Here is an 11989-nt window from a genome sequence, read left to right on the forward strand (position 1 = left end):
TTTAATTCCCTTTTAATTTTAAAGAAAAATTCTATTTTTGCGCTTCAATTAACGAATATTTATGGCTACGTACAAGAAAAGAGGATATAAGCCCAAAACTAAGGAAGAGCAACAAAACGCAGTTGAAGATCAATCAACAACTGCAGAAGTTTTTAACACCCTTGATGAGGGTGCCAGTAAAACCGAAGCCTGGGTTGCACGCAACCAAAAGTATATTTTTGTCATTATTGGTATTGCTGCCGTAGTGATCCTTGGATATCTTGCTTATGAGGAGTTCATACAGGAGCCAAAAGAGGCCGAAGCTGCCAATGAAATGTTCGTTGCACAACAATATTTCGAAAATGCATTGAACTCTTCAGGTGCACAGAGTGATTCCCTTTATAATTTAGCCTTAACAGGAGGACAGGGGAAATTTGGTTTTGAAGATATCATTGACAATTACGGTTCGACTAAAGCCGGGAATCTTGCCCGTTACTATGCAGGAATGGCTTATCTCAATACAAACAATTATCAGCAGGCTATAGATTATCTTGATGATTTTAGCAGTGATGACGAAATTCTGGCGCCTCTTGCAAAAGGTGCAATCGGAGATGCTTTTCTTCAGTTAGATCAGCCTGAAGAAGCTCTTGATTACTATGAGGAAGCTGCAAAAATGAGAGATAATGCATTCACCACTCCAAGATTTCTTATGAAAGCTGCAGTGACGGCGATAAGGCTCGGAAACGGAGCGGCTGCCGAAAAACATCTAAACAGGATTCAGAAAGAATATCCTGAATCTGCTGAAGCTAATAAGGTAAATGTTTATCTTGGACAGGCGCAGGCAATGCAATAAAATATAATATATGGCTACTGAAGGAAAGAATCTTTCAACATACGATAAAAATAAAATCCCAAACGCGAAGGAATTCAGGTTTGGGATTGTTGTTTCTGAATGGAACGACAACATCACTGAAAACCTTTGTAAAGGAGCGATGGAGGTCTTGCTGGAAAACGATGTACTGGAAAGAAAGATCGTGCGTTGGAATGTTCCGGGAAGCTTTGAATTGATCTACGGCTGTAAAAAAATGGCAGAATCCTATGATATGTTGGATGCCATCATAGCAATAGGAAGCGTAATCGAGGGAGAGACCAAACACTTTGATTTTGTATGCCAGGCTGTTTCACAGGGGGTGAAGGATCTCAATGTTCAGGGAGATATTCCGGTTATCTTTTGTGTTCTTACAGACCAGAATATGCAACAGGCCCTGGATCGCTCGGGCGGCAGGCACGGTAACAAAGGTGCCGAAGCAGCTGTTGCCGCCATTAAAATGGCGCAATTGAGGAAGGACAGCCGTATTTAATCTTCTCTTTTAAAAGGCACTGTTTTTGTAGTTGAGAGTTTGCTCACCTAAACTTCGGAAATTCTGGGCATTTTAAGTATTTTTGATATTTCCGGAATTATAAAGAACAGTAATGCTTAAACTCAACATCTTATCAGCTAAGAAAAAGAAGAACCGGTATAATTATACCCCGCGTTACTACAAAGGCAAAGACACCGGGAATGTTTATAAATTCGATTCGAAATTCAATAAATACAGGGAGACGACCAATGCCATTGATTTTGGAAGCCAATGGAAAGAAGCCCGGGAAAGTAGCCGTCATCGTGGGAACCGCGAAATCAACAGAACAGTTCTGGTTATTATCGCTCTTCTTGTGCTTATCTTCCTGTGGATCATAGATTTTGATTTGTCCATCTTTACCAATCCGCATTAAATGACTGATGTTATTCATCTCCTGCCAGACCATGTCGCCAATCAAATAGCAGCAGGTGAAGTGGTCCAAAGACCTGCTTCTGTAATAAAAGAATTACTGGAAAATGCTATAGATGCCGGCAGTACCAGCATAAAGATCCTTGTCAAGGAAGCCGGGAAAACTCTTGTTCAGGTTACCGACAATGGGAAAGGGATGAGTGTTACAGATGCCCGACTTTGCTTTGAGAGGCATGCAACTTCCAAAATAAATTCAGCCGAAGATCTTTTCAGTTTAAAAACAAAAGGATTTCGTGGAGAAGCACTTGCTTCCATAGCCGCAATTGCACATGTAGAATTAAAGACTAGACAGGAAGATGATGAAGTTGGCTCCTGTATAAGAATTGAAGGGAGTGAAGTGATTTCCCAGGAAGTCTGTGTTACTCCTGTAGGGACCACAATTTGCGTTAAAAATCTATTTTACAATATTCCGGCGCGGCGTAATTTTTTGAAAAGCGATACCGTAGAGTTGCGTCATATTATTGACGAATTTCAGCGGGTGGCCTTAGCTCATCCAAACATACAATTTTCTTTGCTTCACAATGGGAGTGAGCTCTTCCAGCTACCCGAAACAAATTTCAGGCAACGTATAGTCAACATCTTTGGCGGAAAAACCAATGAAAAACTGGTTCCGGTCGAAGAAGATACGGCAATAGTCAAAATTCACGGTTTTGTAGGTAAACCTGAATTTGCCAAAAAGGGGAGGGGAGAGCAGTTCTTTTTTGTAAATGACAGGTTTATTAAAAGTCCGTACCTCAATCATGCGGTAACAGCGGCTTTTGAAGGTTTATTGAAAGATAAAGCCTATCCTAGTTATTTTTTGTACCTCGACGTGGATCCAAAGAGTATTGATATCAACATTCATCCTACAAAGACCGAGATTAAATTTGATGATGAGCATACCTTATACACTATTTTGCGCAGCTCTATAAAACATAGTCTGGGGCAGTTTAACGTGGCACCTGTTCTTGATTTTGACCGGGATGACACTCTGGATACTCCTTATGAATATTCGCAGAAAGACGTTACTCCTCCAAAGGTGGAAGTGGATCCCAATTTTAATCCGTTTCAGAACGACAGACCCACGGGCCACAAAAGTTCCTCCGGTTACAGAAGGGATAGATCTGGGGGAGGAAGTTGGGAAAGTCTCTATAACGGCCTTGGAAGAGATAATAACGGAACAGTTTCGGGCTTTGACCAGGTTGAATTTGAAAGTGACGAGGTAACAGGAAATCTTTTCGGAAATATTGATGATAAGGAAGCAGGAAGCACCACTTTCCAGCTTAATAAGAAATATATAGTCACCACTGTTAAAAGCGGGATTCTTGTCATTGATCAGCAAAGGGCGCACATGCGAATTCTTTATGAAGAGATGTTGAAGAATATTACTGTTACTTCGGCGGTGAGCCAGCAGTTGCTATTTCCACTTGAGCTTCAGTTTTCGGTAAATGAAATGGAATTGCTGAAGGAAATTAAAGATTCACTGGAGCAGACGGGTTTTATTTTCTCAGAATTGCGGAAGGATTCCGTAGAGATTACGGGAATTCCTACCCTCATTTCTTCAAGTGAAGTAGCTATACTACTGGAGCAATTATTGAGTGATCTGGAGAACGAGGTGCCGGGCACCGGATTTTCGCAGGTGGACACTCTTTCAAAATCTTTGGCTAAAGGTATGGCGGTTAAATCGGGTACTGTTTTGAATTCTGCCGATCAACAAAATATTGTTAACAGCTTATTTGCCTGTAAGGAAACAAGTTTATCTCCATATAATAAGCCTATTTTTATTACCTTAACTGTAGACGAATTAGATAAAAAATTCATGTAAATGGGAAGAATGACAGATACCGTAAAGGTTCTATTAATTATAAACGTCATTGTATATATTGGGAGTCAGGTTTTGGGGGAGCAGGCATATAAATTATTTTCCCTGTGGTTCATTGAAAATGAGAATTTTGGATTCTGGCAAGTCATCACTCATATGTTTATGCATGACCCCAACAGTATTTTTCATATCCTGTTTAACATGTATGCGCTCTGGGCGTTTGGAAGCCCTATTGAGCAGGTGCTGGGGAAGAACAGGTTCCTGTTTTTCTATTTTTCGGCCGGAATAGGAGCAGCTATCCTGCACACCCTGGTAAATTATTATCACTTCCAGGCAGGATACAGCGCGCTGCTTGATGCCGGATTTGGTACCGCAGAGGTGGAACAATATTTAAGAGAGTCTTATGCATCTATTACGAGAAGCGGACAATTTAGAATTCCCGAGGGAGTAGACCAGGATGTCTTGAGAACTATGTTCCAGACGTATGTGACCCCGGCAGTGGGAGCATCCGGTGCAATATATGGAATCCTTGTCGCGTTTGGAATGCTGTTTCCAAATGTGGAGCTGTTCCTGCTGTTTGTGCCTGTGCCTATTAAAGCTAAATTTTTTATTCCTGCTTTAATTGCACTTGACCTCTTTTCAGGATTCACGGGATATTCTATATTTGGAGGAGGGATTGCCCACTTTGCACACGTAGGAGGAGCCCTGTTTGGATTTATAATGATGTGGTACTGGAAGAAAAACCAGTTTAATCAAAATCGCTGGGATTAGTGAGGAGAAATAATAACATAAGGTCAAAGATTCAAATGGCTACTGTTAGTGAGAAACTAATAGCAGTCAATGTTATAGCTTTTGTGCTCTTTTTCTTTGTAAAGACACTGGCTTTTCTTTTCAACTTTAATGTTGATTTTGTCCTCGAATGGCTGGTGTTTCCAAAAGAACCGGGAGAATTTATTTTTAAGCCTTGGTCAATAATCACCTATGCTTTTCTTCACAGTGGACTGTGGCATTTGCTCTCGAATATGATCATACTGTATTTTTCGGGTGTTTATTTTCTGAATTATTTTTCTCCAAAGAAGCTGCTAAATTTCTACTTTTTGGGAGGTATATTTGGTGCCCTCGTCTATATGGCCAGTTATAATCTTTTCCCTGCATTTCAGGGGATGGGCAGATCCTATCTTATTGGAGCCTCTGCAGCTGTGATGTCTGTTCTGGTGGGAATAGCGACCCATATTCCACACATGAGGGTGAGGCTGATATTGATTGGTAGTATAAAATTGTGGTGGATCGCGGCTTTTTTAGTCGTAATTGATGTCATTCAGATCCCTATTTCAAATCCCGGTGGTCACCTTGCCCATCTTGGTGGGGCCGGATTCGGCTATTTGTATGCGAAACAACTTGGCAAAGGGAATAATATTGCCAGTGGTTTTGAAAAGATGCTGGATTGGTTTGGATCCATGTTCTCGTCCAGTCCTGTTCCAAAGAAGAGGAGCAATATGAGAACTGTCCATAAACGGCAGACCTCAGAAAGTTCTGCATCTGCATATACTACGAAGGCAAGAAATAAAAGGGAGCAACAGGAAAAAATAGATGCCATTCTCGATAAGATAAGCAAAAGCGGATATGACAGCCTTACCAAGCAGGAAAAGGATTATTTGTTCAACGCAGGAAAAGACAATTAATGAGAGGTCTCAACTGGTTTGATAAATTCTTGTTCTTCCTGAACATCCTCTTTGCCATATTCCTGCTATTCTCTTATTTGCTTCCGTACATTCCGCCAAGTACCTTTGCACTGCTTTCTGTTTTCAGTCTTGGGGTGCCTTTTCTGATAACAATTAATGTTATTTTTCTGCTTTTCTGGCTTTTCCGGCTTCGTATCCAGGCACTACTGTCTCTTATTGCATTATTGATTGGCTTTAATCACGTCACCTCGGTCTATGAAATTTCGTCGGGTGATGAAGAGGTGCAGGGGGATAATATTCTTAAGGTCCTGACTTATAATGTAAGGCAATTCAACCAGTACGGATGGGCCGAAGATGGGGATATTCCCGAAAAGCTATCTGCATTTATTAAGGAACAGGATGCAGATGTGGTGGCCATGCAGGAGTATTACAACGGGGAGCTGAATATTGCCAGAAGTTTTCCTCATAAGTACATAAAGCTGAAGGAGAAAAATGCTGAATTTGGATTGGCCATCTTTTCAAAATATCCAATAATTAAATCAGGATCATTAGACTTCCCAACTCATAGTAATAATAATGCTATTTATGCCGATATCTTTAAAGCGGGAGATACGATAAGAGTGGTTAATGTGCATTTTCAGTCTTTCGGCATCAAACCTAATCTTGAGAAGATCGAAAAGCAACACACCAAGCAGGTCTTTCTGGGAATGGGACAGACCTTTGTAAGACAGGAACGTCAAATGAATCTGGTGCGTGACCTTCTTAGAGATACAAAACATCGCGCTATTGTATTGGGTGACTTTAACAATACCGCCTATTCTTATATCTACAGGGAATTGAGGGCCCAGGGTTTGAATGATGCTTATAAAGAAGCCGGAAATGGCTTCGGAAAGACCTTCGAATTAAACGGAATCCTGCCGTTGCGAATAGATTTTATTCTACCCGATGAGTCTATGGAGATCCTTACTTTCGCAAACCATGAAGTGCCATATTCAGATCATTTCCCCATAACGGCAAGTCTAAGGTTAGGGAAATACTAACTCCTGTTCCTTGAGGTAAGCACAAGCCTGAGGACCTTCATTAAAAATGAGATCTACTATGCTGAGATCATTTAAAAAACCGAATTTTTCCTGAAATACCTGTGGGTAAGGTTGCACTTTTAAATGCTGCTTTTTAGCTTCGACAAGTCTCCGCCCATCAACCATATCCTTAGGCTTCAGAATAAATTCTGAAGTTTTTTCCATTTTTAGATCTGTTTGGAGGCAATCCAGGGCCAATTCAAGGCAGCGGTAATTAAAATCCATCAGGAAATCAAATTTTTGCTCGAAGAGCGGCTGGAATTCATCTTCAAAAAATTCAAAGAAAGGAGAGGTGCGGTAAACGGTTTCCAGGGATTTCCAGTGCTGGCTTTGCCATGGGAAATCATTCTCGATCCTTACGTCCCTGTATCTTTGATGATTGGATTTATTGCCGGTATGTTTGATTGGGATGTTTAGCAGCAGTTTTCCGTTCGCGCCATATATATACATGCGGTTACGATAGGTTTGCTTTTGATAATTATCCTCATTCTCAAAGACCACTTCCTCTGCCTTCAGCATGGCAGTGTATTGGGAGATGGGCCCAAAATAGGTGGGATGTACTAACAGCTTCTGCATCAAAAAGGCTACTTTTTTGGCTTCTTCTTTCTGAAGAAACTATAACCGAAGAGACCCACTACGATCACCAGGAAATAAGGGAAATAAGAAACAGGATCTCCCTCTCCTCCCACTGTAGTGAACATTCGCTCCCATCGTATCTTACTAAGTCCCGAGGCATTGGGGTCAAGGCTTAACCAAATGAAAACCGGCTTCCCCACAATGTGGTTTTCGGCTACATATCCCCAGTATCGGCTGTCTTCGCTGTTATGTCGATTATCTCCGATCATAAAATAATAATCCTGCTCAAAGGTGTAAGTATTCAATGGCTCTCCATTAAGCAGAACCTGCTCTCCGCTAACACTTAACTTCCTGTCTCTGCCCATCTCAAGGCCTTCATAGGTCTCGATGATCTGTCTGTAAAGGGAAAAGGATTGAAGATCCATTGTAACTGTTTCTCCTTCCTTTGGGATATAAATTGGCCCAAAATTATCCCTGTTCCAATCAACTTTTCTGTTGTTGGGAAAGATAGCGGCTTCAGCTTCGCCTTCAGGTGTAATTATTCGCTCAATAGAAGCCACATTAGGATGATTTCTCAGCCTTTGATAGCTTTCTTCTGTAAGTGCCTGAATATAGAACTGATTAGTATTAGGATCGTGATAAAAACCGTCTGTAATGTCATACATCCTGTACATGGTGTAGGGATCAAATCCCTGACCTTTGGTGGTGCCCTGGTAAGAGAACTGCGGCTTTGCTCTTTGAGGTAATTGCAAAGGTTGGTTGTTGATGTGGATCTTTCCGTTGATGATCTCCAGGGAATCTCCCGGCAAACCAACCGCTCTTTTTACATAATTGGACTTTTTGTCTATAGGTTTGTCAAAGCGTTGACCCGACTGGTCTCTAAACATTCTCACCGTGTCTATGGGCCAGTTGAAGACAACTATATCATTACGGTCCACATTCTGGAAACCGGGTATCCTGAAATAGGGAATAGAAGGTTTATTCCAGTAAGATTTTATTCCGAGGCCGGGAATGGTATCATGTACCATAGGAAAGGCCACAGAGGTGATGGGAGTTCTTGCCCCGTAATGGAATTTACTAACAAAGAGATAATCTCCAACCAGCAGGGTTTTTTCAAGTGATGAGGTGGGAATGGTGAAAGGCTGCATCACATAAGTATGCACTATAGTGGCTGCCACCACTGCAAAAAGGATAGAGCTTATCCATTCTCCTGCTGCACTTTCCGGGTGCAGACTCCGGTTTTCCCGGTATTTTACATCACTCACATAATTGAGGTAGTAAATATAAAATCCACAGGTCACAACTGCGAGGATCGTATCTGTAGTTGAGGTGCGGCCAAAACTTCTCACTGTCTCCACCCATATCACCGGAAACATGATAAGGTTTACAATTGGTATGAACAACAGAATAACCCACCACCATGGCCGGTTGATGATCTTCATGAGTATTACAGCGTTGTAAACCGGTATTGCCGCTTCCCAGGCTTTACGTCCGGCCTTTTGATACAACCTCCAGGTTCCGGCAAAGTGTATTAACTGAACAAGAAGAACAAAGAGGATCCAATAGGTGAAATTCATGTGTATATTTTATAATTAAGTTGTCTAAAACAGCACGTCCTTCATCGTGAAAACTCCTTTTTTATGCTGAAGCCATTCTGCCGCAATGACCGCTCCCAATGCAAAACCATCTCTGGAATGGGCTATGTGCTCGATCTTGATGGAATCTACGGAAGAATTATAGGAAATAATGTGAGTTCCCGGTACATTCTCTATTCTCTTTGCGGTTACGGGTATTTCCTCTTCTGAAGCAGTGTCAAGTTTCCAGCTTTTTTTGGAAGAATTCTCAATGATCTGTTCCGCAAGACTTATTGCTGTTCCGCTGGGAGCATCAAGTTTTTGAGTGTGATGAATTTCTTCAATAGCCACTTTGTATTCCGGAAAATTATTCATCATCTCAGCGAGCTTTTTGTTTAGTTCAAAAAACAAATTTACACCAAGACTGAAGTTGGAAGCATAAATGAATGCAGCATCTTTCTTTTTGCATATTTCAACCGCTTCCGGATATTTCTTTAACCAGCCCGTAGTTCCCGAAACTACCGGGACCTGCTTTTCAAAACAGGTGGTAATATTCTTAAAGGCTGCGTCGGGTACACTGAAGTCTATAGCGACATCTGCCTGTTTTAAGTCGTAATTCTCTACATCTTCGCTAATCCTGAAGATGATCTCATGGCCACGTTCCTGAGCAAGCCTCTCTATGGTTTTGCCCATTTTTCCGTAACCTAATAATGCTATTTTCATTAAAAATTAAAATTTAAACTGAGTCCGTAGCCGGCAGTACCCGTAAATTGGTCATAATCCAGGCTGGGCCTTAAGGACAGATCTTCACTTACGTTAAACTGCTGCAGGTGAGCATCGACATTTGCGTCTATGATATTCAAAGCGTACAGCCCTACGGTTACCAGAACCGAAATTTCCTTGTTGCGCTGATAAAACCGCTGAGCCTCAATAAGTCCATTAGTGGAGATAAGAGGTTGCCCGTTTTCATTGGAAAATTCATCATCTGTTCTTCCTGCTATCCTGCTTTTATAAGCGGTACGATAACGATCATATTGCTCATCATTATTGTGATAAAAGTAAATACCTACCCCTAAAGCTGTGTAAACTATAGGAATCTTCCAATATTTACCATTGTACGCCTGTCCAAGTCCCGGTAAAACAGCCGAGTAAAATGCAGCACGGGCAGGTGAAAGGGGATCATAAGGTTTATAGGTAGGTTCTTCCACAACGATCTGTGGTGCGACCAGCAGGGAATCTTCCTGTGCAGATAGCTGCAAAGCAAAAAATAAGAGAAGGAGGGATGCTATGAGATCCTTAATCTTCACCCTGAATGATCTTTTTAATGCGTTCAAGATCTTCTTCGGAAGAGAAAGGGATAACTACTTTTCCTTTTCCATTTTTTGAAACCTTTACATCTACTTTGGCGCCGAGCCTGTCCGAAAATTCTTTGATACTTTTCTTGACATTCCTGGAAACAGCAGGAGTTGATTTAACAAGCTTTTCTTCAGGTTTTCCTTCCTGCAGATTCCTGACCAGTTTTTCAGTTTCTCTTACAGAAAGAGAGTTGGCAATGATCTTTTCATAGATCTCCAGCTGAGTCTGGCTGTCTTCAATATTAATTAAAGCTCTTCCATGCCCCATACTTAAGAAACCATCCCTCATTCCGGTCTGGACAATGGGATCGAGTTTAAGCAGGCGAAGATAATTGGCAATAGTAGATCTGTTCTTACCAATGCGTTCACTCAGTTGTTCCTGGGTGAGATTGATCTCATCAATTAGCCTTTGATAAGAAAGAGAAATTTCGATCGGGTCCAGGTCCTGCCTTTGTATGTTTTCTACCAGGGCCATTTCCAGCGATTCCTGGTCATTGGCTATCCTGATATATGCCGGAATTGTTTCCAATCCTACCAGCTTTGAAGCGCGGAATCGTCTTTCACCCGATACCAGCTGGTATTGATTATAATCTAATTTTCTAACGGTGATTGGCTGAATCACTCCCAGTTCCCTGATTGAGGAGGCCAGTTCCCGAAGGGATTCCTCGTTAAAGCTTGTTCGCGGCTGAAATGGGTTTACTTCAATGGAATCCAGCTCCAGTTCCACAATGTGCCCTACCAGCTTATCGGCATTCTTATCTTCGGCCGACTTTATATCATTCTGTGGATCCTTCAGCAGCGCTGAAAGTCCTCGTCCCAATGCCTGTTTCTTGGTCGCCTTCGCCATCTTCTTCTATGAATTTTTCTTTATGATCTCGTGTGCCAGGCTCAGGTAATTGCTCGCGCCCTTACTCCCGGCATCATAATTTATTATACTTTCCCCATAACTGGGGGCTTCACTTAAACGCACATTACGCTGAATGATTGTCTTAAAGACCATTTCATCGAAATGCTTTTGTACTTCTTCCACTACCTGATTTGAAAGTCGCAGACGGGAATCGTACATCGTAAGCAACAAACCTTCTATGTCCAGTTTGGCATTGTGGATCTTCTGTACACTCTTAATAGTGTTTAACAATTTTCCAAGACCTTCCAGGGCAAAGTATTCGCATTGTATAGGAATAATTACAGAATCGGCCGCCGTTAAAGCGTTTAATGTCAAAAGTCCCAGAGAAGGCGCACAATCTATGATCACATAATCGTACTGCTCTCTAAGGTGCCCAATGGCTTTCTTAAGCATATATTCCCGTTCCTCCTGGTCTACCAATTCTATTTCGATTGCTACCAGGTCAATATGTGCAGGAATGATATCCAGGTTTGGAGATTCTGTTTTTATAATGGCCTCTTCGGCCTTAATGGAGTGCTCCAGCAACTGGTAAGTTCCCAGCTCTACAGACTCAACGTCTATTCCCAGCCCCGAGGTGGCATTCGCCTGCGGATCGGCATCGATGAGCAAAACTTTTTTCTCCAGCACCCCCAGGGATGCCGCCAGATTTACCGAAGTTGTAGTTTTACCCACACCTCCTTTTTGATTTGCAACGGCAATGATCTTACCCATTCAATTATTTTGGATTTAAAGGGTAAAAATACAATTTATTACAGGTATATAAAATTCTTTTGTTAACAGGTTATACAGAAAAAATAATCCTTCTGAGATAGAATTTTAGAATTGGTTCCCTGTAGATTATTGAGTGCTTATCATAACTGAGTATGAGCAATTATCTCTGCTTCTTTAATGCCCGAGGTTTTTGTATTAGGAACTTTTATTGTTACGCGGTACTTTTTACCATCTTCCAGGGGAGTGGAAACCTTATAGACATGTCTGCCTCCACTAAGTGACCTGATATAAGTCCCTCTGGGCATAGTTTGATAATAGGCCAGAACATCAAGATTCTCATAGATGGTATAAGGTGCAGTAGACGAAGCCTGAGGTGTATTGGTCTGGGAACTTCCGCAAGAAGCGAAAAGTGCAATTAAAATAATAAAAGTCAAGAGCTGCTTCATAGTTTTGGTCGGTTTGCAATAAAATTGTTAAAATTTATCACAAAGATCAT

The 11989-nt window shown here is 41.5% G+C and carries 14 protein-coding genes; 7 read left to right on the forward strand and 7 right to left on the reverse strand.

From position 1 onward, the window contains the following. Window positions 1-61 precede the first annotated feature (61 nt). The 7 genes from G564_RS0106965 (at window position 62) to G564_RS0106995 (ending at window position 6331) form a co-directional block, all read left to right on the forward strand. Window positions 62-832, forward strand: coding sequence for a tetratricopeptide repeat protein (locus G564_RS0106965; protein WP_029037023.1), 771 nt, complete (start codon window positions 62-64; stop codon window positions 830-832). A 10-nt stretch (window positions 833-842) separates the two neighbouring features. Continuing rightward, window positions 843-1340, forward strand: coding sequence for a 6,7-dimethyl-8-ribityllumazine synthase (gene ribH / locus G564_RS0106970; protein ID WP_029037024.1), 498 nt, complete (start codon window positions 843-845; stop codon window positions 1338-1340). A 112-nt stretch (window positions 1341-1452) separates the two neighbouring features. Then, window positions 1453-1752, forward strand: a complete 300-nt coding sequence (locus G564_RS0106975) for a hypothetical protein (RefSeq protein ID WP_029037025.1) — start codon at window positions 1453-1455, stop codon at window positions 1750-1752. Beyond that, entirely contained in the window at window positions 1753-3612 is a 1860-nt protein-coding gene (gene mutL, locus G564_RS0106980; RefSeq protein WP_029037026.1) for a DNA mismatch repair endonuclease MutL, read from the forward strand. Then, a complete protein-coding gene (locus tag G564_RS0106985; protein WP_029037027.1) occupies window positions 3613-4380 on the forward strand; it encodes a rhomboid family intramembrane serine protease in 768 nt (255 codons plus the stop codon). It abuts the gene before it with no gap. Between the two features lie 35 nt (window positions 4381-4415). Then, window positions 4416-5291 (forward strand): rhomboid family intramembrane serine protease, encoded by an 876-nt coding sequence (locus tag G564_RS0106990; protein WP_051205352.1) that lies wholly within the window; start codon window positions 4416-4418, stop codon window positions 5289-5291. Then, a complete protein-coding gene (locus tag G564_RS0106995; protein WP_029037029.1) occupies window positions 5291-6331 on the forward strand; it encodes an endonuclease/exonuclease/phosphatase family protein in 1041 nt (346 codons plus the stop codon). The genes G564_RS0106990 and G564_RS0106995 overlap by 1 nt, the downstream gene beginning before the upstream one ends. Here G564_RS0106995 and G564_RS0107000 read toward each other — a convergent pair. From G564_RS0107000 to G564_RS0107030, 7 genes are all read right to left on the reverse strand, one after another. After that, on the reverse strand, window positions 6317-6946 hold the full coding sequence (locus G564_RS0107000) for a WbqC family protein (RefSeq protein ID WP_029037030.1): 630 nt from the start codon (window positions 6944-6946) through the stop codon (window positions 6317-6319). The two genes, G564_RS0106995 and G564_RS0107000, sit on opposite strands and share 15 nt — an antisense overlap. Window positions 6947-6954: 8 nt before the next feature. Next, a complete protein-coding gene (gene lepB, locus G564_RS0107005) occupies window positions 6955-8523 on the reverse strand; it encodes a signal peptidase I (protein ID WP_029037031.1) in 1569 nt (522 codons plus the stop codon). A gap of 24 nt (window positions 8524-8547) precedes the next feature. Continuing rightward, window positions 8548-9243: a 4-hydroxy-tetrahydrodipicolinate reductase gene (dapB, locus tag G564_RS0107010; protein WP_029037032.1), complete on the reverse strand. Its 696-nt coding sequence runs from the start codon at window positions 9241-9243 to the stop codon at window positions 8548-8550. After that, on the reverse strand, window positions 9243-9827 hold the full coding sequence (locus G564_RS0107015) for a DUF5683 domain-containing protein (protein ID WP_029037033.1): 585 nt from the start codon (window positions 9825-9827) through the stop codon (window positions 9243-9245). The genes dapB and G564_RS0107015 overlap by 1 nt, the downstream gene beginning before the upstream one ends. Then, window positions 9817-10722: a ParB/RepB/Spo0J family partition protein gene (locus tag G564_RS0107020; RefSeq protein WP_029037034.1), complete on the reverse strand. Its 906-nt coding sequence runs from the start codon at window positions 10720-10722 to the stop codon at window positions 9817-9819. The genes G564_RS0107015 and G564_RS0107020 overlap by 11 nt, the downstream gene beginning before the upstream one ends. Window positions 10723-10728: 6 nt before the next feature. After that, window positions 10729-11493, reverse strand: a complete 765-nt coding sequence (locus tag G564_RS0107025) for a ParA family protein (protein ID WP_029037035.1) — start codon at window positions 11491-11493, stop codon at window positions 10729-10731. A 140-nt stretch (window positions 11494-11633) separates the two neighbouring features. Beyond that, complete coding sequence (locus G564_RS0107030) at window positions 11634-11939, reverse strand: putative periplasmic lipoprotein (RefSeq protein ID WP_029037036.1); 306 nt, start codon at window positions 11937-11939, stop codon at window positions 11634-11636. Window positions 11940-11989: the final 50 nt, after the last annotated feature.

This window comes from Salinimicrobium xinjiangense DSM 19287 (genome assembly GCF_000423585.1).
In the GTDB taxonomy this organism is placed as follows: Bacteria; Bacteroidota; Bacteroidia; order Flavobacteriales; family Flavobacteriaceae; genus Salinimicrobium; species Salinimicrobium xinjiangense.